Source organism: Trinickia sp. Z7 (genome assembly GCF_056498045.1).
The window spans coordinates 47481-71590 of sequence record NZ_JAUEQW010000001.1 but is presented as its reverse complement, the minus strand read 5'-3'; the positions used below and the strand labels follow the sequence as shown (position 1 = coordinate 71590).

The 24110-nt window shown below is 63.1% G+C and carries 21 protein-coding genes and 1 pseudogene; 11 read left to right on the top strand and 11 right to left on the bottom strand.

Annotated features, from left to right (window positions below; all coding sequences use genetic code 11):
- The first annotated feature begins 90 nt into the window (after positions 1–90).
- The 6 genes from QQS38_RS00300 to QQS38_RS00275 all read left to right on the top strand — a co-directional run bounded on the left by QQS38_RS00300 (position 91) and on the right by QQS38_RS00275 (position 10166).
- Positions 91–1119, top strand: a complete 1029-nt coding sequence (locus QQS38_RS00300) for a LacI family DNA-binding transcriptional regulator (RefSeq protein ID WP_479643386.1) — start codon at positions 91–93, stop codon at positions 1117–1119.
- Between the two features lie 49 nt (positions 1120–1168).
- The gene (gene rbsK / locus QQS38_RS00295) at positions 1169–2113 is read left to right on the top strand and encodes a ribokinase (protein WP_479643385.1); all 945 of its coding nucleotides are present in this window, start codon (positions 1169–1171) and stop codon (positions 2111–2113) included.
- A gap of 175 nt (positions 2114–2288) precedes the next feature.
- Positions 2289–4181, top strand: a complete 1893-nt coding sequence (locus QQS38_RS00290; RefSeq protein WP_479643384.1) for a methyl-accepting chemotaxis protein — start codon at positions 2289–2291, stop codon at positions 4179–4181.
- Positions 4182–5088: 907 nt separating this feature from the next.
- A complete protein-coding gene (locus QQS38_RS00285; protein ID WP_479643383.1) occupies positions 5089–7011 on the top strand; it encodes a PrkA family serine protein kinase in 1923 nt (640 codons plus the stop codon).
- A gap of 189 nt (positions 7012–7200) precedes the next feature.
- Entirely contained in the window at positions 7201–8469 is a 1269-nt protein-coding gene (locus QQS38_RS00280; protein WP_479643382.1) for a YeaH/YhbH family protein, read from the top strand.
- Complete coding sequence (locus QQS38_RS00275; RefSeq protein WP_479643381.1) at positions 8466–10166, top strand: SpoVR family protein; 1701 nt, start codon at positions 8466–8468, stop codon at positions 10164–10166. The genes QQS38_RS00280 and QQS38_RS00275 overlap by 4 nt, the downstream gene beginning before the upstream one ends.
- A 100-nt stretch (positions 10167–10266) precedes the next feature.
- On the opposite strand, the gene QQS38_RS00270 is transcribed toward QQS38_RS00275, so the two are convergent.
- The 5 genes and pseudogenes from QQS38_RS00270 to QQS38_RS00250 form a co-directional block, all read right to left on the bottom strand.
- A complete protein-coding gene (locus QQS38_RS00270; protein ID WP_479643380.1) occupies positions 10267–10929 on the bottom strand; it encodes a phosphoribosyltransferase in 663 nt (220 codons plus the stop codon).
- A gap of 132 nt (positions 10930–11061) precedes the next feature.
- Complete coding sequence (locus tag QQS38_RS00265) at positions 11062–11751, bottom strand: 2OG-Fe(II) oxygenase (RefSeq protein WP_479644063.1); 690 nt, start codon at positions 11749–11751, stop codon at positions 11062–11064.
- Positions 11752–12057: 306 nt separating this feature from the next.
- On the bottom strand, positions 12058–13251 hold the full coding sequence (locus QQS38_RS00260; protein ID WP_479643379.1) for an acetate/propionate family kinase: 1194 nt from the start codon (positions 13249–13251) through the stop codon (positions 12058–12060).
- Positions 13248–14171, bottom strand: a pseudogene (locus tag QQS38_RS00255) (bifunctional enoyl-CoA hydratase/phosphate acetyltransferase); the annotation flags it as partial. The pseudogene QQS38_RS00255 and the gene QQS38_RS00260, both read right to left, overlap by 4 nt.
- A gap of 46 nt (positions 14172–14217) precedes the next feature.
- Positions 14218–15981: a PHA/PHB synthase family protein gene (locus QQS38_RS00250; RefSeq protein WP_479643378.1), complete on the bottom strand. Its 1764-nt coding sequence runs from the start codon at positions 15979–15981 to the stop codon at positions 14218–14220.
- Between the two features lie 297 nt (positions 15982–16278).
- On the opposite strand from QQS38_RS00250, the gene QQS38_RS00245 reads away from it, so the two are divergent.
- Entirely contained in the window at positions 16279–16494 is a 216-nt protein-coding gene (locus QQS38_RS00245) for a DUF2964 family protein (RefSeq protein ID WP_479643377.1), read from the top strand.
- A 15-nt stretch (positions 16495–16509) separates the two neighbouring features.
- Here QQS38_RS00245 and QQS38_RS00240 read toward each other — a convergent pair whose 3' ends face one another.
- Positions 16510–16827 carry a c-type cytochrome gene (locus QQS38_RS00240; RefSeq protein WP_479644062.1) on the bottom strand — a complete coding sequence of 106 codons (318 nt, stop codon included), beginning with the start codon at positions 16825–16827 and terminating at the stop codon, positions 16510–16512.
- 104 nt (positions 16828–16931) lie between these two features.
- Between QQS38_RS00240 and QQS38_RS00235 the strand changes: the two genes are divergently transcribed.
- Positions 16932–17207 carry a DUF1488 family protein gene (locus QQS38_RS00235; RefSeq protein WP_479643376.1) on the top strand — a complete coding sequence of 92 codons (276 nt, stop codon included), beginning with the start codon at positions 16932–16934 and terminating at the stop codon, positions 17205–17207.
- Positions 17208–17323: 116 nt separating this feature from the next.
- Here QQS38_RS00235 and QQS38_RS00230 read toward each other — a convergent pair whose 3' ends face one another.
- From QQS38_RS00230 to QQS38_RS00220, 3 genes are all read right to left on the bottom strand, one after another.
- Positions 17324–18151 (bottom strand): universal stress protein, encoded by an 828-nt coding sequence (locus QQS38_RS00230; protein WP_479643375.1) that lies wholly within the window; start codon positions 18149–18151, stop codon positions 17324–17326.
- Positions 18148–18654, bottom strand: coding sequence for a universal stress protein (locus QQS38_RS00225; RefSeq protein ID WP_479643374.1), 507 nt, complete (start codon positions 18652–18654; stop codon positions 18148–18150). Before QQS38_RS00225 ends, QQS38_RS00230 begins: the two co-directional genes overlap by 4 nt.
- 61 nt (positions 18655–18715) lie before the next feature.
- The gene (locus tag QQS38_RS00220; RefSeq protein WP_479643373.1) at positions 18716–19555 is read right to left on the bottom strand and encodes a universal stress protein; all 840 of its coding nucleotides are present in this window, start codon (positions 19553–19555) and stop codon (positions 18716–18718) included.
- Between the two features lie 304 nt (positions 19556–19859).
- Here QQS38_RS00220 and QQS38_RS00215 point away from each other — a divergent pair, with 304 nt between their 5' ends.
- The 3 genes from QQS38_RS00215 to QQS38_RS00205 all read left to right on the top strand — a co-directional run bounded on the left by QQS38_RS00215 (position 19860) and on the right by QQS38_RS00205 (position 21700).
- Positions 19860–20606, top strand: a complete 747-nt coding sequence (locus tag QQS38_RS00215) for a beta-ketoacyl-ACP reductase (protein WP_479643372.1) — start codon at positions 19860–19862, stop codon at positions 20604–20606.
- 266 nt (positions 20607–20872) lie between these two features.
- Positions 20873–21307 (top strand): Hsp20/alpha crystallin family protein, encoded by a 435-nt coding sequence (locus tag QQS38_RS00210; protein WP_479643371.1) that lies wholly within the window; start codon positions 20873–20875, stop codon positions 21305–21307.
- Between the two features lie 117 nt (positions 21308–21424).
- On the top strand, positions 21425–21700 hold the full coding sequence (locus tag QQS38_RS00205; RefSeq protein WP_479643370.1) for a UDP-glucose 4-epimerase: 276 nt from the start codon (positions 21425–21427) through the stop codon (positions 21698–21700).
- 67 nt (positions 21701–21767) lie between these two features.
- Here QQS38_RS00205 and QQS38_RS00200 read toward each other — a convergent pair whose 3' ends face one another.
- Together QQS38_RS00200 and QQS38_RS00195 are read right to left on the bottom strand one after the other, a co-directional pair.
- Entirely contained in the window at positions 21768–23156 is a 1389-nt protein-coding gene (locus QQS38_RS00200; RefSeq protein ID WP_479643369.1) for an MBL fold metallo-hydrolase RNA specificity domain-containing protein, read from the bottom strand.
- A complete protein-coding gene (locus QQS38_RS00195) occupies positions 23153–24073 on the bottom strand; it encodes an LOG family protein (RefSeq protein ID WP_479643368.1) in 921 nt (306 codons plus the stop codon). Before QQS38_RS00195 ends, QQS38_RS00200 begins: the two co-directional genes overlap by 4 nt.
- Positions 24074–24110 lie beyond the last annotated feature (37 nt).

Here is a 24110-nt window from a genome sequence, read left to right as displayed (position 1 = left end):
CGCGGCGAAACCGCATCGGAGTAGCATCAACAGGGCAAGTGCCCGGCTCGGCGAGCCGGCAAGAGAAAAACAAGCGAGAGAGTATCGGTAATGGCGACGATCAAGGATGTGGCGGCCATGGCCGGCGTGTCGTTCACCACCGTGTCGCACGTGGTCAACAATACCCGGCCGGTGTCGGCCGACGTGCGCGCAAAGGTCGAGCGCGCGATCAATCAGCTCAACTACGTGCCTTCGGCGGTCGCGCGCTCGCTCAAGGCGCGCTCGACGGCGACGATCGGGCTCGTCGTGCCCAACAGCACGAATCCCTATTTCGCCGAACTCGCGCGCGGCGTGGAGGACGGGTGCGCCCGGGAAGGCTATTGCATGTTCTTTTGCAACTCCGACGACGACCCCACCAAGCAGCGAAACTATTTGCGCACCTTGCAGGAAAAGCGCACCGACGGCCTCATCGTGGCTTCCGCCGGCGACGATGCGGTGCTGGCCGCGAGCTTGGCCGATACGCGCGAGCCGCTCGTCATCGTCGATCGCAACATCGAGGGGCTGTCGGCCGACCTGGTGCAGATCGACCACGAGCGCGGCGCGTATCTCGCCACCAAGCACCTGCTCGAGCTCGGGCACGTGCGGATCGGTTGCATCGCCGGGTCCGTGACGACGGCCGTGAGCGCGATGCGCGTGCACGGCTTCATTCGCGCGATGGCCGAGCGCGGCATCGAAATCGAGCCGAGCGCCATCGCGGAAGGCGATTTTACGGGCGCGGGAGGTCAGGAGGCGGCCGGGAGGTTGTTCGATACCGTGCGGCCCACGGCGATCTTCGCCTGTAACGACATGATGGGCATCGGCGCATTGCGCGTGGCCGCCGAACGCGGCATCCGCGTCCCGCAGCACTGCTCGATCATCGGATTTGACGATATCGAGCTCGGCAGCTATACCTACCCCGCGCTGTCGACCGTCGGGCAATCGGTGCGGGCGCTCGGCGAAGCGGCCGCCCACATGCTGATCGAGCGGATCGGCGGGGCCGTGAGCGGCCCGCCGCGGCGCCGTGTGATCACGCCGCGCCTGATCTTGCGCGAATCGACAGCGGTGTTCGCGGGCCCGATGGACGCCGCCTTGTGCGCGTGAGCGCCCCGGGGCCGGCTCGGATCGACGCAAGACGGAGGAATTGCACACGATGACGCAAACGAATACGCGGCATGCCGCCGGGGAAGGGGCCGTGGCGGTCGTCGGCAGCTTGAACATGGATCTGGTCGTACGCGTGCCGCGGCTGCCCGTGGCCGGCGAGACCCTAGCCGGCCACACGTTCGCGCAAGTGCCGGGCGGCAAAGGCGGCAACCAAGCAGTCGCGGCGGCGCGGCTTGGCGCGCGTGTGGCGATGATCGGGCGCGTCGGCGCGGACGGCAACGGCGCGGCGCTCAGGGCCGGGCTCGAAGCCGAAGCGATCGACTGCGGCGCGCTTGCGACTAGCGAGGGCGCCCCCACGGGCGTCGCGCTGATTTCCGTCGACGACGCCGGGCGCAATACCATCGTGATCGTTGCCGGGAGCAACGGCGAACTCACGCCCGGCGATATCGCGCGCCATGAGGCGGTGCTCGGCCGGGCAAGCGTGCTCGTGTGCCAGCTCGAAACGCCGCCCGCCACGGTGCAAGCGGCGCTCGAGACCGGCCGCCGGCTCGACAAAACCGTGATCCTCAACCCCGCGCCCGCCGTCGGTCCGTTGCCCGACGCGTGGCTGCCGCTCATCGATTATCTGATCCCGAACGAAGTGGAGGCGGCGGCGCTGACCGGCATGCCGGTCGGTTCGCCGCAGCAAGCGGCCAAGGCCGCTCGAGCGCTGCGCGGTCGCGGCGCTCGCAACGTCTTGATTACGCTCGGTGCATCGGGGGTGCTGGCGGCGCTCGAGACAGGGACGGCGCACTTCGAGGCGCCGCGCGTCGTCGCCGTCGACACCACGGCCGCGGGCGACACGTTCATCGGTGCATTCGCGGCGCAACTCGCGGGCGCGACGCCCGTGGACGCTGCGCTGCGCTTCGCTCAGCGCGCGGCCGCGCTCTCGGTGACGCGAGCGGGCGCGCAGCCCTCCATTCCCACCCTGGCCGAGCTCGACGCAATGCGGTGAGAGAGCGGCGAGCCGCCGCTCGCCATCTGGCTCCTTGGCCCCCATTTGTCTTATCTATCGCTTTCCTCAAGTCCTTCTATCGGCGCGCCGTAAACAACGTTCAGAGCAAACGTTTGTATTCGGGCTCGCGCCATCGGGCGCCGGCCCATTTCGGTTCAGAAGCGAGGGACTTTGCATGTTGACGAAAGGTCTGACGATAAAAACGCGCCTCGGCTTGACGATGGCCTTCCTGTCAGCCCTGGTGCTTGGCCTTGGAGGATTGGGCTTGTCGGGCATGGGCCGCGCGAGCCATGCCACACGCGACATTTACGAGAATCAGATGCCAAGCGCCGTCGCGATCGGGATGGCGGAGAGCTACGCGGCGCGCGAGCGCCTTGCGTTGGATCGCGCGGCAATGCATGCCGCAGAAGCGGATAGCGCCCAAAAGAATTTCGATCGGGCTGCCGTGCTGCACGCTGTCTCGGAAGATTGGTGGAAAAAGTACCTCGCGCTGCCGCGCGATGCGCAGGAGGACACGCTCGCCCGAGAGGCAACGGCCAAGCGCGAGGCGCTGCAAGGGGTAGTTTCCGCTTACAAGGATGCGATCAAAGCGAACGACCACGACAAGATCCTCTCTACCGCCGACGAGCTCCAAGGCGCATTCGTTGCGCTGTCCAAAAGTGACGACGCGCTGAGCAAATACCAGTTCGCGCAGTCGAAGGCCGAGTTCGATGCCGCGCAGTCGAGCAACGAGACATTGCGAACCGTAACGATCGCGCTGCTCGTGGCGGCGCTCACGGCCGCGCTCGTGGCGTATTTGAACTTGCGTCGGGCGATCGCGCGCCCGCTCGCCGACGCGCTGTCCAATTTCGACGCAATCGCCGCGGGCGATCTGCGCACGCCGATCGTCGTGCGCACGCACGACGAGATGGGGCTCATGCTCGACGGGCTCGCCAAAATGCAGCGCAGCCTGACCGAGACCGTGCGCACAGTGCGCAGCGGCAGCGAATCGATTGCATCCGCGACCAAGGAAATCGCCGCCGGCAACCTGGATTTGTCGGCGCGCACCGAGCAGCAAGCGGCGTCGCTGCAAGAGACCACGTCGAGCATGGACCAACTGACGGGCACGGTGCGGCAGAACGCCGAGAATGCCAGGCAAGCCAGCGCGCTCGCCGCGAACGCCTCCGAGATCGCCAACAAGGGAAGCGAAGTGGTCGGCCAAGTCGTCGGGACGATGGGCGATATCAACGAGAGTTCGGCCAAGATCGCCGACATCATCACGATCATCGAAGGGATCGCGTTTCAGACGAACATCCTCGCGCTCAATGCGGCCGTGGAAGCGGCGCGCGCAGGCGAGCAGGGGCGCGGGTTCGCGGTCGTGGCAGGCGAAGTGCGCGCGCTGGCGCAGCGCTCGTCGGGGGCGGCCAAGGAAATCAAGACCCTCATCGACACCTCGGTCGAACGAGTGCGCTCGGGATCGGCGCTCGTGGGCGAGGCCGGCCGCACGATGGAAGAGATCATTGCGGCCGTGCAGCGCGTGACGGACATCATGGGCGAAATCGCAGCGGCCTCGGAAGAGCAGAGCGGTGGCATAGGCGAGGTGGCGCGCGCCGTTTCTCAGATGGACGAGGTCACACAGCAGAACGCCGCGCTGGTCGAGCAGGCATCGGCCGCCGCGCAATCGTTGCAAGAGCAAGCCGACCGTCTGCGCACGGCCGTAAGCGTATTTCAGCTCGCCGACGACGGGAGCGGTTGGCGCGCCCCCCCGGCGCCCGCTGCCGGCCATCCCGCCCACAAACCGCTAGCGAAGCCGGCAGTAGGCGCGCACGGCCGCAACGGCTCCCCGGTCCAAACGAGTTCGCGCCCGCAAGCCCCCAAGCGCACCGTCGCCGCGCTGGCAGCACCGCAGCCCAAACGCGCGGCGGCCACGCGGGATCAGGCGCTAGCGCCTACCGCGCCGTCTCCCAAGGGAGCCGCGCCTGCACCGGCGAGCGGCCCCACACGCGCGGCGGCCCCGGCCCCGAAAGCGCTCGCGTCGACGGCTGCGCCGAAGGCGGCCTCGTCCGACGACGATTGGGAAACCTTCTGACCGCACCGAACGGCCAGGGCGGCGATGCCGGCGCGAACCGATCGCGCCGTGCTGCCTCCTGCGCATGCTTGCTCGACTTCACCACGGCACATTGCCGTTAAGCTCGCGCCGCTGACGCGCGAGCGAGCGCCTCATCTGCCCCCAAAAACATTCACGCGCGCCAAACGCCACGCCGGGCTGTCGGCGTAGCGGTGCACGCGCTTCGCGCTTTGCCGCGCCATCGGCTCGCCTGTGCACAGGCGAGCGTGCCGATGCGCGTGAAAAGCGCCTCCATTTCCCCACGAACCGCACTTCGCGAAAGTTGTAACGGATGCGCACGCGTGTCGTCCGAAACGCCGCCTGGCGCGTATACGGGGAAAGCACGGACGAAGGAACGCGAAGGGCGATCGACTGAAGCCGCGTGCCGTTGAAGCGATCGGATACGGTGCTTGCGAAGGTCGAACCGCGAGCAGGCATTGCGTGTGCACTGGGGCGATGGGACCGTGCGGCGCGAGCGGTATCGTCCTCGCGCAGCGAGCGAGTGACAGGCGCGATTTCAGCGTTACGACACGAATGCCGTTATATGAGAAAAGGACAGGGATTGCGATGCGAGAGCACCCGGCGACGAGCGAGAAACGCGCGTCGTGCGCTCGATCATCCATACTCGAATGCGACGATCGACGAAGGCGGGTGTGCAGGCGATGCATGCGAGAGCGAGGACGCACGAGCGTGCAAAACGCGCGAGATGCAGGACAAAGATTGTAGGCGACGAGCCGCGCATCTCCAAGTTAGGGCACACGTGGATGACGTAGGGCAACGGAGGCAGTGAAAAATAATTTAAAAGGGTTTAGGATGAATTCGAGCGAGGTCGTTTCGGTATTGCCACCCAGGAGACGACATCGTCCGCAGACTTGGGCGAGGAGGTAGCATGGATATATACAGCAGCTTCGCGGAACGCTTCGAGAAAACCCGGGAGGAGGAATTCTCGCTCGAAGAGTATCTCGCGCTCTGCAAGAACAATCCCGCCGCATACGCGACGGCCGGCGAACGCATGTTGACTGCGATCGGGGAACCAGAGCAAATCGACACACGCCACGAGCCACGTTTGTCGCGGATCTTCGCGAACAAGGTGATCAAAGTGTATCCCGCGTTCCGCGAGTTCTACGGCATGGAAGACGTGATCGAGCAGGTGGTCGCGTACTTCAGGCACGCGGCGCAGGGGCTCGAGGAAAAGAAACAAATCCTTTATCTGCTCGGCCCCGTGGGCGGCGGCAAATCGTCGATAGCGGAACGGCTCAAGCAACTCATGGAGCGCGTGCCTTTCTACGCGATCAAGGGCTCGCCCGTCAACGAATCGCCGCTCGGGCTGTTCGACTACGACGAAGACGGCCCCATTCTCGAAGAGCAATACGGCATCCCTCGCCGCTATCTGAAAAGCATCCTGAGCCCCTGGGCCGTCAAGCGCTTGCACGAGTTCAACGGCGACATCCGCAAGTTCCGCGTAGTGCGGCGCTATCCGTCGATTCTGCGGCAGATCGGTATCGCCAAAACCGAGCCGGGCGACGAGAACAATCAAGACATCTCCTCGCTCGTCGGCAAGGTCGATATCCGCAAGCTCGAGCAGTACGCGCAAGACGATGCCGACGCGTACAGCTATTCGGGCGGCCTGTGTCTCGCCAATCAGGGCCTGCTCGAATTCGTCGAAATGTTCAAGGCGCCGATCAAAGTGCTGCACCCGCTATTGACCGCCACGCAGGAAGGCAATTTCAAGGGTACGGAAGGGTTCGGCGCGATACCGTTCGAAGGCGTCATTCTCGCCCACTCGAACGAATCGGAATGGAAGGCGTTCCGCAACAACCGCAATAACGAAGCGCTGCTCGACCGCATTTTCGTGGTCAAGGTGCCGTATTGCCTGCGGGTGTCGGAAGAGATCCGGATCTACGAGAAGCTGATCCGCAACTCTTCGCTCGGCGCCGCCGTCTGCGCCCCCGGGACGTTGAAGATGATGGCGCAATTTTCGGTGCTCACGCGCCTGCAAGAGCCGGAGAACTCGAATCTGTTCTCGAAGATGCAGGTGTACGACGGCGAAAATCTGAAGGACACCGATCCGAAAGCGAAGTCGTACCAGGAGTACCGCGATTACGCCGGCGTCGACGAAGGCATGACGGGCGTATCGACGCGGTTCGCGTTCAAGATCTTGTCGCGCGTGTTCAACTTCGATACGGCCGAAGTGGCGGCCAACCCCGTGCATTTGATGTACGTGCTCGAGCAGCAGATCGAACGCGAGCAGTTCCCACCGGAAACCGAGCAGAAGTACCTGTCGTTCGTGAAGGATCTGCTCGCTTCGCGCTACGCCGAATTCATCGGCAAGGAGATCCAAACCGCGTACCTCGAATCGTATTCGGAGTACGGCCAGAACATTTTCGATCGCTACGTCACGTATGCCGATTTCTGGATTCAAGATCAAGAGTTCCGCGATCACGACACGGGCGAAAGCTTCGACCGCGCCGCGTTGAACGCCGAGCTCGAAAAGATCGAGAAGCCGGCCGGCATCAGCAACCCGAAGGATTTCCGCAACGAAATCGTGAACTTCGTGTTGCGCGCCCGTGCCGCCAACGGCGGAAAGAATCCGGCTTGGATCAGCTACGAGAAGCTGCGCGTCGTGATCGAGAAGAAGATGTTCTCGAACACGGAGGAATTGCTGCCCGTCATTTCGTTCAACGCGAAAGGCTCGGCCGAAGAGCAACGCAAGCACGAAGACTTCGTCAATCGCATGGTCGCGAAGGGCTACACGCCGAAGCAGGTGCGCCTGCTGTGCGACTGGTATCTGCGCGTGCGCAAGTCGTCGTAGCGGTAGCGTGGTTCTAGGCAGCAGCAGTAGCGGTAGTGGCGGTAGTAGTGGGCGCGACGCGCTCGCGGGTTCGCCGCCCGCGAGCGCCAACCAAGCGCTTCATGCGCAAGCGGCGCGCGAGGTGCGGGCACATTGCCTGCACCAGGGCTCGTCGTGTCGCTTTCGGCAATTGGAAGCGGGAGACTGGATGTGCTTCATCAAATCATCGACCGCAGGTTGGCAGGTAAGAACAAGAGCATTGCGAATCGCGAGCGCTTTTTGCGCCGGGTAAAGAGCTATATTCGGCGCGCTGTGTCGGAGGCGGTGCGCGATCGCAGCATCAAGGACATTCAAAGCACGCAAAGCATCACCATTCCGCGCAAGGATATCGCCGAGCCCCAGTTTCGTCATGGCGCGGGCGGCAAGCGGGAGATCGTTCACCCCGGCAATTCCGACTACGTGCGCGGCGACAAGATTCCTCGGCCCAACGGCGGGGCCGGCGGCGGCGGCAGTCAGGCGAGCAACGAGGGCGAAGGCGAGGACGATTTCGTCTTCGAATTGAGCCGCGACGAATTCATGCAGTACTTCTTCGACGATCTCGAACTGCCTCGGCTCGTGAAGACGCATCTGCTCGCCGTGCCCACGTGGAAGAACATTCGCGCGGGCTGGGCGGCCGAAGGCACGCCGAACAACATCGATGTCGTCCGTTCGTTGCGCAGCGCGTTGGGCCGGCGCATCGCGCTCGGCGCCCCGCTCGTCAATCAATTGCACGAGCTCGAACGTCGGTACGAATTGCTCGCGAACGAGCCCGGCGATCACGGGGAAGAGCTCAAGCGCCTCGAGGAAGAACTGCACCATTTACGCGGGCGCATCTGGCGCATTCCGTTCATCGATCCGTTCGACCTGCGCTACGTCAATCGCGTCAAGCAACCGCAGCCCTCGAGCCAGGCGGTGATGTTCTGCCTGATGGACGTATCCGGTTCGATGGACGAGCAGCGCAAGGACTTGGCCAAGCGGTTCTTCATTTTGCTGTACCTGTTCCTCAAACGTAACTACGAAAAGATCGAAGTCGTGTTCATCCGCCACCATACGCGGGCAGAGGAAGTCGACGAAGAAACGTTCTTTCATTCGACGGAAAGCGGCGGGACGGTCGTATCGAGCGCGCTCGAACTCATGCGCAAAATCCAGAACGAGCGTTATTCCCCGACTGAATGGAACATTTACGGAGCGCAGGCGTCGGACGGAGACAACTGGACCGACGACTCGCCCAAGTGCCGGCGGATCTTGCAAGAGGACATCCTGACGAAGGCGCGGTACTTCGCCTATATTCAAGTCGCGCCCGAGGAGCAAAATCTGTGGCTCGAGTACGCGCAGCTTGCGCTGACGGAGCCTCATCTGGCAATGAAGAAGGTCGACGCCGCGGCCGATATCTACCCGGTTTTCCGGGAACTGTTCGAGAAGCAGGTGGCGTCTTCATGACGACTAAGCATTTGCATAACGAATCGCGCGGTTATCAGCCGGAGCGGGGCCGTAAGCGCGCGCAAGAGCCGCAAACACCGGGCGAGCAGCCTGCGAAGCAGGCGTCGGCAGAGCCCGGCGCGCCAGGCTCGACCGAAGCACCTGCACCCGTTGTGGCGCAAAGGGAACCCCGTATGAACGTCGCCGACCGCAGACCATTGCCGTGGCCGTCCGATTGGACCTTCGAATTGATCGAAGAGTACGACACCCACATCGCGGCAGCCGCCGAGCAATACGAACTGGACGTGTATCCAATCCAGCTCGAACTCATCAGCGCCGAGCAGATGATGGACGCGTATGCGTCCGTCGGCATGCCGGTCAACTACCGGCATTGGTCGTTCGGCAAGCACTTTCTGGCGACGGAAAAGAGCTACCGGCGCGGCCAGATGGGACTCGCCTACGAGATCGTCATCAATTCGAACCCCTGCATCGCGTATCTGATGGAAGAGAACACGATGACGATGCAGGCGCTCGTGATCGCGCACGCGGCCTATGGCCACAACTCGTTCTTCAAAGGCAACTACCTGTTCCGCCTTTGGACCGACGCGCACGCGATCATCGACTATCTGGTTTACGGCAAGAACTACATCGCCGAATGCGAAGAACGCTACGGCATGGATCGCGTCGAGGAACTGCTCGATTCTTGCCACGCGCTGATGAATTACGGCGTGGATCGCTACAAGCGCCCGCAGAAAATTTCGCTCGCCAAGGAAGCCGCGCTGCGCCGTGAACGCGAAGCGTATCTGCAATCGCAGGTGAACGAACTATGGCGCACGCTGCCGTCGCACAACGCGCCGCTCGCGGAGGAAGAGGAAGAGCGCTATCCGCCCGAGCCGCAGGAGAACTTGCTTTATTTCGCCGAAAAGAACGCGCCGCTGCTGGAACCGTGGGAGCGCGAGGTCATTCGGATCGTGCGCAAGATCGGGCAGTACTTCTACCCGCAGCGGCAGACACAGGTCATGAACGAAGGATGGGCCACGTTCTGGCACTACACGCTGCTGAACACGCTCTACAACAAGGGCCTGCTGGAAGACGGCTTCATGATGGAGTTTCTGCACTCGCACAGCAACGTCATCTATCAGCCGCCCGTGACCAAAGCCTATTACAACGGCATCAATCCGTACGCGCTCGGTTTTTCGATGATGAGCGACATTCGTCGGATCTGCGAAACGCCGACGGAAGAGGATCGCCGCTGGTTCCCCGACATCGCAGGCACGCCGTGGCTGCAAACAATGCACTACGCGATGCGCAACTTCAAGGACGAGAGCTTCATCGCGCAGTACCTCTCGCCGCAACTGATTCGCGATATGCGCTTGTTTTCGGTGCTCGACGACGATACGCGCGATGCGCTGGAGGTGTCGGCGATCCATGACGACAGCGGTTACCAGCATGTGCGCCAATCGCTGTCGCGCCAGTACGACATGCATCACCGGGAACCCAACATCCAGGTGTGGTCGGTCAATACTCGCGGCGACCGCAGTCTGACGTTGCGGCACTTCATGAGCGATAACCGCCACCTCGCGGGCGATAGCGAAGAAGTGCTCAAGCACATGGCTCGGCTGTGGCAGTTCGACGTGTATCTCGAGAGCGTAGACGAGAACGGCACGGTCAGGAAACGGTACGACTGCCGTTACGTGCCGCCGGCCGTGCGCTTGTAAGCCGGGGCCAGCCGGGGCTATCGGGCCCAGCGCCACCTAAGGCGCGATTTGAGGGCCGGTTCGTGCGCTGTTTTTTTTGCTTCCGTAGTCGCCGGGCCGCTTATTGCGGCCCGCTTTGATTGCGGTCCCAGCCGCGAAGCAGCAGAGCGCGCACGTCGTCGTCGCTCGTTTCTCCGAAATCGTCGTAATGCTGCCCGACGCTGAAGAAGGGGAACGGCTGGGCGATGCAAACGAATGCATCGACGAGGCCGGAGAACTCATCTTCGATGTGCGGCGGGGCAACGGGCAGCGCGGCGATGAGGCGGGCCGGTTTCCGGCCGCGCAGCGCGAGCACGGCCGCTTTCATCGTGGCCCCCGTGGCAATGCCGTCGTCGACCAGCACGACCGTGCGTCCCTCGATTTGCGCGGGGGGACGATTCCCTCGATATAGCGTTTCACGCCGCGCGAGTTCGGCGCGCTCTTGCGCCAGCACGGCGTCGAACTGCGCTTGCGAAACCTGCATGGCATGCATCGTGTCGCGCTCGACGTGAAGGGCATCGCCCGACGCGATCGCGCCCATGGCCAATTCCTTATGGCCGGGCACGCCGATTTTTCGTACGGGCAAGACATCGAGCTCAGCCGCGAAGGCCTGGGCGATTTCGAACGCTACCGGGACGCCGCCGCGCGGCAGCGCCAGCACGACAGCGCCGGGGCCGATTTGCCCGCGCAAGCGCTCGGCCAACATGCGGCCCGCCTCGGTGCGGTTCTTGAAGATGGTATCCATATGCGCCCCTATGAGACGCGCGACGATTTCCCGCTGGCGGCAGCGGCTCGCTCGTCCGCCTGCGTTCCATTCTAGTCATCGGTTGCGCGGCGGTAGCCTGAGCAATGCGATTCGCATGCGCAAAACCGGGGCCTACAGGGCATCGTGGAAAATGATCCCGACCGTGTAGCGCCGTCCCGAGCGCAATCGGCTGACGCCATGGCGCAGATTGACGCGGTAAGGGCCGCGCGTGCCCTGCACAGGACGCTGACTGACCGCGAAGACGACGGCGTCACCTTGCGCGAGCGCGACCACTTCGGCGCGCGACTGCATGCGCGGACGCTGCTCGGTCAGCACGAATTCACCTCCAGTGAAGTCGCGTCCCGGCTGCGACAGCAAAATAGCCACTTGGATCGGGAAGACATGTTCCCCGTAAAGATCCTGGTGCAGGCAGTTGTAGTCACCTTCACCGTATCGAAGGATGAGCGGCGTCGGACGTTGCTGGCCTGCGTCGTGGCAGCGCTCGATGAACGCCGCATGCGTCTTGGGATAGCGCACGCCGATGCCCATCGCCTCGTTCCAGCGGTGCGCGACGGGAACGACATGCGGATAGATCGTCGTGCGCAGGCGGGCGATCAGCTTCGGCAGCGGGTACGCGAAGTACTTGTATTCGCCCCGGCCGAAGCCGTGCCGTCCCATGACGACGCGGCTGCGATAAAGCCGATCGCAGTCGTATTGCTGCGCGAGCGCATGGCATGTGTCGGGAGCGAGCAAGGCGGGAATCACAGCGTAGCCGTACGCATCTAGGGATGCTTCGATCTCAGCCCAGTCGAGCGCTTTCACCTTGTGCTCGACTTGGGGCGCGGGGGCGAGGGCATCGAGCGGGCCATCGTCGATAGTCGTTGCGCGGGGTGATTGGAGGAGGGGGCTCAAGATCGATTCGGCGCATCCGGTGTGGAGTATGCCGCTTATCTTGCGCCGATCGTGGGATCGTCGCACCCTGAGTCTTGCGCTTTCATTCGATCGCGCCACGGCGGCAGGTGCACCGTCCATGTGAAAGGGGGCAGGGCGGCGCAAGCAGCCGCCACGTTCGAGCTCGGATAGCGCTCGCGGTCACGGCAAGCTCATTTGGCATACGAATCGATTGCTTCAGTCGGCCGGCGCTGAGCGATGCAGGATCGATACGGCATCTTGCGCGATGATCTGTTCTTCGTCGGTGGGGATGACGAGCACCGCCACATCGCTCGCAGCGTGACTGACGATTTGAGCGTTGCTGGCATTGGCTTGCGCATCGAGCGTGACGCCCAGCCACGCCAGGCGTTCGCAGATGGCGGCCCGAATTTCCGGCTGATGCTCGCCGATGCCCGCGGTGAACACGAGCGCGTCGAGCCCCCCGAGCGAGGCGGCCAAGCGCGCGAGTTCGCCCGCGATGCGGAAAACGAATAGATCGATTGCTTCGCGCGCCTGCGGCAACGGGCTTTCGAGTAACGCTCGGCTATCGGCGCTCACGCCCGACACGCCAAGCAAGCCCGACTCGTGATAGAGCAATCGCTCCACGTCGGCAAGTGTCCAGCCGCGCTCGCCAAGCAGATGCAATAAGACGCCGGCATCGAGCGCGCCGCAGCGCGTTGCCATCGGAATGCCGTCCAGCGTCGAGAAACCCATGCTCGTGTCGCGGCTCACGCCCGCATCGAGCGCGCACAGGCTCGCCCCGCTGCCCAGATGTGCCACGACGACCTTGCCCGCCGCCAACTGCGGAAACGAGTTCGCGAGCCGCGAGGCGATGAACTGATAGGAAAGACCGTGAAATCCGTAGCGCTTGATGCCCGCGTCGAATAGATGCCGCGCGATGGCGAAACGGCGCACCAGGTCCGATTGCCGTTGATGGAATGCCGTGTCGAACGACGCGCATTGCGCCAGGTGCGGCCGCAGCGTCCGAATCGCGCGAATCAGCCGCACACATCGCGGCTGATGCAGCGGCGCAAGCGGTACGAAGGCCTCGATAGCCGCGAGCGTCTCGTCGTCGATGGCGGCCGGCCCCGCAAAGCGATCGCCGCCGTGCACGACGCGATGCCCGACCGAGGCGAAATCCTGCAGCGAGAAATGCGTCGAGAACCAAGCGAGCGTTTCGTCGATGACTTCGTGCAGATCGTCGGTGAGACGCGCACGCAATTGAATGCGAGCGGATTGTCCGCCCCTTGACAGGTCGAGCGCGAGCGGATCGCCGCGCAGATCGATCGCGCCTTTGCCCACCTGCACGGGCGTGCTGCCGTCGACGCGAAAGAGCCCGAACTTGATCGTCGACGATCCGGGATTGAAGGTGAGCAACAGCGGATCGCTCATGCGCGGGCGGCTCCATCGAGCGTGCGTTCGGCCACGAGCTTGGCGAGGGCGGCGGAGGCCAGGCGCACGCGCAGCGAATCGGCACGGCTCGTGAGAATGATCGGCAAACGCGCGCCGAGCACGAGCCCCGCGCCGTCCGCGCCGGCAAACAGCATCAGTTGCTTGACGAGCATGTTGCCGGCTTCCAAGTCGGGCACGAGCAAAATGTCTGCTTGCCCCGCCACGGCCGAGACGATGCCTTTGGTTTTGGCGGCGGCCAAGTTGACCGCGTTGTCGAATGCGAGGGGACCGTCTACGAGTCCGCCGGTGATCTGCCCGCGCGAGGCCATCACGGTCAGCGCGGCCGCATCCAGCGTGGACTGCATTTTGGAATTGACGGTTTCCACCGCGGCCAGCACCGCGACGCGAGGCAGTTCGATTCCCATCAACCGCAGAAAATCGATCGCGTTCTGGCAAATGTCGCGCTTTTGATCGAGCGTCGGCGCAATGTTGATCGCGGCATCGGTGACGACGAGCGGCTTCGGATACGCGGGCACGTCCATCGCGTAGACGTGACTGATGCGCCGCTCCGTGCGCAAACCGGAATCGGGCGCGACCACCGCGGCAAGCAATTCGTCGGTGTGCAAGCTGCCTTTCATCAAGGCGGCGACCTTGCGCGCCGCGCCGAGTTCGACCGCCCGCGCGGCGGCCGCATGGCTGTGCTCGACGGACTCGATGTCGATGCCTGCAAGGCTCACCTGAGCGGCTTGCGCCGCCGCGCGGATCTTCGCCTCGGGACCAATGAGCAACGGGTCGAGCAGATTTTCGTCGCGCGCCTGCACGACCGCACCGATCGCTTCGGGCGAGCAGGGATGCACGATCGCCGTGCGCAGCGCAGGCCGGCTCTGTGCGGCGCGAATGAACGCTTCATAGCGGCCATGCTCTGCGAACCGAGTGCTCGAATGGGCATCGTCCACGATATCCTCGTTACTTTTGGAAGACATACTCTCCGGGGGCCTCGGCAAGGACGGGATCTTTCACATTCGGCAAGCCGATGCGCGGCGGCTCGACGCGCGCCTCTTGCGAATGCGCATCGAGCCAGGCCGTCCACGCCGGCCACCAGGAGCCTTCTTGCAAGTCGGCCGCCGCGACCCACTCGTCGGGACCGACGCTCAGGTCCGCTTCGGCCGTGGACATGATGCGGAAATGCCGATTCGCATGGCCCGGTTCGCTGACGATGCCCGCGTTGTGCCCGCCGCTCGTCAAAACGAACGTGATGTCCGTATCGGCCAGATGATGAATTTTGTAGACCGACCGCCAAGGCGCGATGTGATCGCGTTCGGTCCCGACCACGAACATCGGGGCACTGACGTTGCGCAGGGCAATGGGCCGGCCGTCTACGCGGTAGCGCGCGCACGCAAGGTCGTTGTTCAAGAAGAGGTCGCGCAAGTACTGCGAATGCATACGAAACGGCATGCGGGTGCTGTCCTCGTTCCACGCCGTCAAGTCGTTCATCGGCGCGCGCTCGCCGAGCAAATAGTGGTGCACGGCGCGCGACCAAATGAGGTCGTTCGATCGCAGCAGCTGGAACGACCCGCCCATCTGGGCGCCTTCAAGATAACCGCGCTGCCACATCATGCTCTCGAGGAAATACACCTGGCTTTCGTCGATGAACAATTGCAACTCGCCCGGCTCGGTGAAATCCGTTTGGGCGGCGAGCAGCGTCACGGTGGCGAGCCGCTCGTCGTGGCTATTGGCCATGGCTGCCGCCGCAATGGCGAGCAGTGTGCCGCCAAGGCAGTAGCCGAGCGCATGGGTCTTCGCGTCGGGCACGATGCGCGAGATCGCATCCAAAGCGGCCATGACGCCCAATCGGCGGTAATCGTCGAAGCTCAGATCGCGGTCTTGGGCGTCCGGATTGCGCCACGAAATGCAAAAGACCGTGTATCCCCGATCGACCAAATACCGCACGAGCGAATTGTGCGGCGAGAGATCCAGGATGTAGTACTTCATGATCCACGCGGGCACGATCAACACCGGCTCGGCCGCGACCTTCGGCGTGGACGGGCGATATTGAATCAGTTCGATCAGATGATTACGAAAGACGACGGCGCCTGGCGTGACCGCCACATCCACGCCGGGCTTGAACTGCTGCGCCTCTGCGGACGGCTGGCTGCTCGCGGCGCGCCATGCGTCCTGTAGCGCGTTGCATGCACCCTGCACGAGATTGGCGCCGAACGTTTCGGCCGTGCGCTGCAGCACTTCGGGATTGGTCCACGCGAAGTTGTTGGGCGATGACAGATCGAGCCATTGCCTGGCGGCGAACGAGACGACATCCTCGTGATGGCGCGTCGTGCCGGGAATCCCGTGCGTTGCCGCGCACCACCACTGCTCGGTCAGTCGAAACGCTTGCTGCCAACACCGAAACGGCATTGCCTGCCACGCAGGCGCCCGAAACCGGTCGTCCTCGGCAAGCGGCGGATCGAACGATCCCGCGCCGAAAGCGCATCCCGCCACTTCTGCGGCCTGCCTCGCCGCCAGCGCGGCCAACTCCAACTGTTTGCCCGGCGCCGCAAACATGTGTATGGACCAGTCGGCTAGCGCGAGTGCGAGCGCGGCGGGCGACAAGCCGCCCGTGGCGCGAGCGATCCATGCGTCCTTGGCGTGATCGAGCGCGCGAAATGGGCTCTCGGGCGAGGGCGTAGCGGCGGTATCGTTTGCGGCGCTTTCCGGTTTCCGGCGCGTGTCCATTGGGTGGCTTCCGTTCGAATCGATCTGAGATGCACTCTTGCACAGGCAAGAGCGCTCGACCCTGATTTACGTCAATCGTGCGACCGCAAGCGGCGTTGACCGTCACGAAAGCCGCGGCCGGAAAGCGCGTACTGCCTCCGATTGACCCATATCAAGTACAAATTCACGCAACGCTAGAAGATAGAAGCTATAGGTTCGAACATGGGTTCGCAGCCGCCCGATGATCGCGATGATCGCCCGTCGCCAACCGCAATGGAGCATACCGGTCGTGCGGATGCTGCCGGAAAAAGGAGTTCGATGATGCAAGGCAGGTACCGGATCGCGTTCGCCACGCTTGCGATCTTCGTTTCCATCGTAGGCATCGTCGCCTCGATTCGCGGGTTGTTGTTCGATCAAGACAGCGCGGTGCGCTATGGCGTAGCGGCGGTATTCGCCGGCGTCGCGTCTTTCGTGCTGCTGCTCAATCCGGCTTCGGGATTCGACGGCGATGAACACGTCGAATCAAGGAAATAAGCGCGGTTCGCCCCGTTACTGACGCAGAACCCAAGCGACGAGCGTTTTGGCCTCGTCCGGCGAGAGCGGGCCGCCGCGGTCGGCTGCGGGCGGCATTGGCATATCGCCCCAATGCGCCTTTCCGCCGACGCGCAGCTTCTCGGCAAGGCGATCGGCCGCGTAGGGGTCGCGCCGATAGCGTTCGGCGATCTGGTGGAACGAGGGCGCGAGAAAAGGCGCATCGACCGTATGACAAAACATGCAGTGCTGCCGATTGATCAGCTCGGTGGGCTCCGATTGTGCGAATACCGGCCTGCTCAATGCAGCCGCGAAGATGCATGCCGCACCGATCATGAATGGATGGGGTCGCGTATTCAAGGCCTGACTCCGGTAAGGACGTTACGTTCAGTGTATGGACACGCCCTCATGTCCGATTGATACACATCAAGGTGAAGACCATGCATATCCACTTTCCGCACGATCCGCCGCAATATTGCGGACCGGAGTTGGTGCTGACGTTTCCGGCGCTCGTCGACGGCGAGCGCGTGACCTGTTCGATCACCGCCGAGGCCCTCGAAGATCATTTCGGTGCACGGTCCTCGCGCGAGGAGGATACGCTGCGCGCGTTCAAGCACCATCGAGACAAGATCGAACATGCGGCACGCAAGCTCTTGCATGAGCTCGGCAGCACGCCCGTAAGGTTGCACAGCGGGTATTTTCGGTTCTGCGAGTGAGGGTCAGTAGGGAGAAACCGCACCGTCGAAACCGTTGAAAGCGGGGAAACCGGTGCACATGGCAGCGCGAGATTACCCCGACGCGCGCGCCGCGCGCCGGGGATGACGCCGCGCAATCAGCGCGACATGAGTACGGGCGCCGTCATGGTTTGCAGCATCGTGTAGGTGACGCCGCCGAGCACGTGCTCTCTCGCGCGCGCGTGCCCGTATGCGCCCATGACGAGCAAGTCGGCATGCAAATCGCTGATCTGATTGAGTAGCGTTGCGGCGGTTGTCATGCCGGGAGCACGGGGCACCGATACGAAGCTCGCGCGCACGCCATGGCGCTCCAGATAGCCCGACACGTCGAAGCCGGCGCCAGGCTCGCCCTCGGGATGTTTCTGGACGGTCGAAACGGTGACGAAGTGCGCGCGCTTGAGAATCGGCAAAGCGTCGGCGAGGGCGCGAGCGGCTTCCCGGCTACCGTCCCAAGCGACTACGACGTTCTCGCCGAACGTGGCGACGTGGCCCGCATACGGCAAGACCACCACGGGACGCCCGCTGCTCATCGCGACTTCTTCGACGAAATTGCGAGCAACGTACGACGCTTGGTCGTCAGGGTCTTCCTGGCCCATCACGAGCAGGTCTGCGTGGCGCGCGTGCAAAACCGCCACATCGATCGCGGGGCCCGCCGGAGCGCGCCATTCGAACGGGCACCCCGCGCGCTGCGCCGCTGACGTGAACTGTTCGCGAGCACGGTTCATCCGTTCCACGCCTTGAGCCTCGAGCTTGCCGAGATTGAGGCTGTCATCGCGTTTGACGAGCGGGCGCAGCAGGTCTTGGCAAACCACGTACAGACCGATCAAATGCGCGTCGTGCTTGAGCGCGAGATCGAGCGCGAACGCGATGCGCGCTTCGCTGCGACGGCTGTCGTCGATATGGACGAGCAAAGTCTTGTAAGTCATAACAGGACCTTTTCGGTGCGGTGGGTGGCGGAGGGCGGCGTTGCCGCTACGTTTTCAACACTGCCGGGAATCAATAAGACCGGGCAACACGACATACGCGCGAAACGCTCGGCGACGCTGCCGAGCACGAGGCGCCGTACGCCGCGCCGGCCATGCGTGCCCATGACGACGAGATCGCATTGCGCGGCGCGGGCTTCTTCGAGAATGCGCTCGGCGATGTCGACGCCCGCCGAATTGATTTCGACCACGCGCGGTGCGCCTTTTACGTTCTCGCGCTGCATGACGGCGATCGCTTGTGCCTTCAATTCCTCGCCCGTTTGCAACAGCGCGTCGCGCACGATCGACGGATCGAAGCCTGGCGCTTCGTACGCCACCATCGGAATATCGACCACATAGAGCGGGATCAATTCCGCACGGGTCTCGCGCGCGAGGGAAATCGCATAATCGAATGCGCGTTGCGCAGTCTCGCTACCATCGATCGGCACGAGGATTCGTTGATACATAATGAGACCTCTCGTTAGGTTCGCGTTGGTCGAATCGCTTGGGGAAGGGGCGCGCCCGGCCTCAATGCGACATCAACACCGGCACGGTCATCGCTTTGAGGATCGAGCGCGTAGCGCCGCCCAGAACCAGCTCGCGCCAGCGCGAATGGCCATAGCAGCCCATCGCGATCAGGTCGACCCCGAGATCGGCGGCCCGTGAAAGCAGTTGCTCTCCGATCGGCTCGCCCTTGGCGCCTTCGACTTCCTCGGTCACGACGTTCGCGCCGTAGCGCGAGACGATCGCCGCGATATCGGTGCCGGGGATGCGGCTCGCGGCGGGATCGCTGCGCAGCGCATCGACCGTCAGCACCGTGACGCGTTTCGCGCGTATCAAAAACGGCAGCGCGTCATGCAGGGCGCGCGTAGCTTCGCGGCTGCCGTCCCACGCGATCATCACATGGGAGCCGATGGCGTCGAACCGGCCGGCGTAAGGCACGACGAGCACAGGGCGGCCCGCGGAAAGCACCGTGCTCTCGATGAATTGTTCGGCGACGAAAGCATCGGGGTCGTCGCGATCGTATTGGCCCACGATGGCGAGATCGGCGATTCGTGCCGCCTGCGGCACGACCTCATTGGCGTATTCGGCAGACGATTGCCAGTCGCCTTGCACCTTCGCCCGTAACAGTTCGGCGCGGAACAAACGCTCCAGCGCACCTTGCTTCTCCGCGCGGCGCTGGCGTTGCTCGACATAAAACTCGGCATTGCCCGCCAAGACGTAGAACGACCCCGGCTCAGGCGTGAACACCGTGAAGAAACCCGTGAGGTGGGCCTCGAACTGCGTGGCGAGCGATAGGGCGAGGTCGAGCCGGCTATGCACCGCTTTACTCGTATCGAGGTGAACCAGGATGCTCTTGTAACTCATTGCGATAGCTCCCATGAACGAATCGCAGCAGTGAATCGTGATTCTCAGTCTAGGAGCTAGGCCGATTTATCGATTGACGCAAGTCAAGCGAAATCGCACCAATCGCATCAATCGGACTTTGCCGCGATATCGAAGCCGCGCAGGGGCCTAGGGCCGGCCGAACGCATGCGCCCCTGCTTGATTGAGGTCAAATGGCGGCAGCCGCGACTGTCTACATTGTTCGATAGCAAACGCGCCGTAACGCAATGCGAGAGCGTATCGCGTCGCATATCGAACCCAGTCTCGCCCCTATGAGGAGAACGCCGTGTCCGCCAAGCGAGTCGCATTCGTCACCGGAGGAATGGGAGGGTTGGGCGCCGCGATCAGCCGGCGTCTGCACGACATGGGAATGACCGTCGCGATGTCACATTCCGAACACAACGATCACGTGTCGACTTGGCTCACGCATGAGCGCGACGCCGGCCGCACGTTCCACGCGTACGAGATGAACGTCGAGGATTTCGATTCCTGCGCGCGCTGCGCCAAGCGTGTGATCGAAGATCACGGCGCAGTGGACGTGCTCGTCAACAACGCCGGCATCACGCGCGACGCGACCTTCCTGAAGATGACCAAAGCCGATTGGGATGCGGTGATGCATACGGATCTGGACGCGCTGTTCAATGTGACCAAGCCCTTTATCGCGGGCATGGTGGAGCGGGGGTTCGGCCGCATCGTCAACATCGGCTCGGTGAACGGATCGCGCGGCGCCTTCGGGCAGACCAACTACGCTGCCGCCAAATCGGGCCTACACGGTTTCACCAAGGCGTTGGCGCTCGAAGTGGCCAAGCGCGGCATAACCGTCAATACCGTATCGCCGGGCTACCTGGATACGGCAATGATCGCGTCGGTGCCGCAGGAGGTGATGCAAACGCGCATCCTGCCGCAGATTCCCGTGGGCAGACTCGGCCGTCCCGACGAGATTGCCGCGCTCGTTGCCTTTCTTTGTTCGGACGACGCGGGGTTCGTTACCGGAGCGGATGTGGCGGTCAACGGCGGAATGCATATGCAATGACGATTAATCGGCCGCTAGCGTCTTTGGTGACTCGAACCTTCGAGTTCATCGACGACCGCCTGCGGCCGCGCGTCGCCGTCCAGCGGCCATGCGAAACGCCGTTGACGCAAATCAACGGGTAGCGCGCCGCGCCGTCTACAGTGAGTTGTGCATGAACCCGCATGGCTCGAAGGGCCGGTTCGACCGACGCGGGGCGAAGGCTGGGAGTGGGTGCGCGAGCGCGTGCGCGTGCATCCAAAGTTAACCGCAAACCAGGAGTGAGTGCGATGAGCAACCTAACCCGTTTTGACCCATTGTCGCTGGACCCCGTGGCAGATTTGTTCCAGGGATTCTTCAGACCCATGCGCGGCCTGGCGTTCAACGGCGAGACACCGCTTTCGGACGTCAAGATCGACGTTTCGGAGAGCGACACCGCTTATACGGTGAAGGCCGAGTTGCCGGGCGTCGACAAAAAGGACATCGACGTCAAGGTCGACGGCAACGTCGTATCGATCACGGCCAAGGCCGAGCGCAACAAAGAACTGAAGGAAGGTGAGCGCGTCATTCGCAGCGAGCGCTATTCCGGAACGATCAGCCGCTCGTTCTCGCTGGGCAGCGATATCGACGAAAGTGCTTCGTCGGCGCAATACCAGGATGGCGTGTTGTCGCTGACGTTGCAAAAGAAGAAGGACGCGCCGCAAAAACGTTTGCAGATCAGCTGATCGGTTCGAGGGGCTGGGCTGTAATTAGGCGCGGCTAGGTTGTTTCGGGCCGCGCCGCTTTTTTTCGGTTCCGTCCCGTGTAAGCGAGCGTTATCTCGACTCCATACGAGCCCGAGCGTGAAGGCGCCGCAGTCCGGTCTTATAGAAGGATGCATCATGGCGATGTCAGGAAAGATCAGCGACCGAGATTGGTCGGTTTCGGTGCAAACGCATTCTGTGGAGGAGGGGTTCGCTTGCACCATTCACGTGGTCCATCGCGAGGAAAAGGGCAAGTTCCAACACCAGTTCAAGCATTTCAAGGTTTTCCGGACCGAACAAGAAGCGGTGCTGGATGGCCTGCGCGAAGGCACGACCTGGATCCGGCACAAGCTGGCCAAATCGTTCTGCCGGTAGCGAACCGACGTCGTGCGGCGTCCCAGCACGGCGTGGCATCGTCGTTTGCACGCCGTATCGGATCACGTCAGGAATGCGCCTGCGCCTGCAGCGGCGCCTCGGCGAGATCCACCGTTTGGAGATAGGTCGGCACCTCGCAGCGCCAATGGAGTGTCTCTTCGATGCGTCGCCGCAAGGCGTCGGCCGCGGCCGGTTCGCCATGTGTCACGAATGTTCGCGTAGGCTGCATCGACATCGACGATAGCCACCGCAGAATTTCGTCGTAGTCGGCGTGAGCGGATAGCGACGAAATCGATTCGATCTTCGCGCGCACCGGCACGTATTCGCCGTGAATCTTGATGGCAGGCGCGTGCGCTTCGAGCGCTGCCCCGCGCGTGCCCGCGGCCTGGTAACCCACCAACGCGATCGTATTGCGCGCATCCGGCGCGAACGCTTTGAGATGGTGCAAGACGCGCCCGCCGGTCACCATGCCGCTACCGGCGATCACGACCATCGGTCCGCGCCGCGCCGACACTTCCTTCGATTGATCGACCGTGCCGACCATCGTAGCGGCCTTGCCGATAGCGGCGGCCTGACTCATCGTCAACCGATGTTCGCGAAGATGACGCCGGTAAAGGTCGGTCACGGCAATCGCCATCGGGCTGTCGAGAAATACGGGAACGTTCGCCATACGGCCCGTTTCTTTTAACACGGCTATGTAATGGAGAATCTCTTGTGTGCGGCCCACCGCGAACGAGGGAATGACGACTACGCCGCCGTGCTTGAACGTACGCGTGAAGATCGCCTCCAACTCGGCCAACGGGTCGCTCGCGGGGTGCAGGCGATCGCCGTAAGTCGATTCGACGACCAAGTAGTCGGCATGCATCGGGGGCATCGGCTCGCGCATGATCGGATCGGCGTAGCGGCCGAGGTCGCCGGAGAAGACGATCAACTTCTCGTTCATGTACAAGACCGCGCTCGCGGCGCCCAGGATATGCCCCGCGGGCAGTAGACGAAACGATGCACGCTCCGCGAGCTTCACCGGTTCGTTGAAATCGCACGGCACGAGTTGCTGAAGCACACGCTCGGCATCGTCCAGCGTGTAAAGCGGCAAAGCGGGGTGGTGCTTCGAGTAGCCGTGCCGATTCGCGAATTCGGCTTCTTCCTCTTGCAGCTTGGCGCTATCGCGCAGCATGATCCCGCACAGATCGGCGGTGCCCGAAGTCGCATAGACCGGGCCGCGATATCCCATGCGCGCGAGCACCGGTAAGTAGCCCGAATGATCGATGTGCGCGTGCGTCAAGATGACCGCATCGAGCGTATCGACGGGCACGGGCAACGGCGCCCAATTGCGCAGGCGCAGGTTCTTCGTGCCTTCGAACAAGCCGCAATCGATCAACACGCGAATGCCAGCGCCTTCGAGCAAGTATTTCGACCCGGTGACGGTTTCGGTTGCGCCAAGGAAGGTGAGTTTCATAGTAGATCTCCCGCGCTCGTGCGGGGCTCCGTCGCATGATCGCCATGTAGGGATCGTTCCCGATCGTACCAACGGGAAATCGCGTCCCAGATTTCGTCAGCCGATTCGGCGAACGTGATCAACTTCGCATCGTCCGGCGCAATCATTCCCTCGTCGACGAGAAAATCGAGATCGATGGCGCGCTGCCAATATTGTTTGCCGACGAGCACGACAGGGAGCAACGCGATTTTGCGCGTCTGCAGCAAGGTCAATACTTCGAACAATTCATCGCAAGTGCCATAGCCGCCCGGAAAGAAGACGGCCGCCTTGGCACGTTCTAGCAAATGCATCTTGCGAATCGCGAAGTAATGCAGCCTGAAGCACAGGTCGGGGCTGATGTACGGATTGGGCTGTTGTTCGCGCGGCAGCGAGATGTTCAAGCCGATGCTAGGCGCACCCGATTCGAAAGCGCCGCGATTGGCCGCTTCCATGATGCCGGGGCCCCCGCCCGTCACGATGGCCAGCCGCGGCAGCATATTCGTCGCGCGCCACGTGCCTACGAGGTAGCCGAGCTCGCGGGCGACATCGTAGTATCGGCTCTTGTCGAGCAACCGCTTCGCGATATCGACCTCGTGAGCGTAATCGCGGTTGCACGGATCGCCTGCGAGCAGGCGGTCGGCCTCGCGCAACCGCTCGCGCGCGGCGTGCGGCTCGACGATTCGCGTGCTGCCGTAGACCACCACCGTGTGCTTGATCCCGTGCAGCAGCAGGATCTCTTCCGTCTTCCAAAAGTCCAGCTGCAAACGCACGCCGCACATTTCGGGGCGCAGCAGAAAATCCCTGTCCTCATCGGCTTGCCTGTAACTGGGGCTCGCGACGAGCCGCTTCACGCGCTCGCGCGCGTCTGCCTCGGTTTCGTCGCCCGGATGCGCTCTCATGGGTCCATTGCCTCGGGGTTGGGAGGCGGCGATCGGC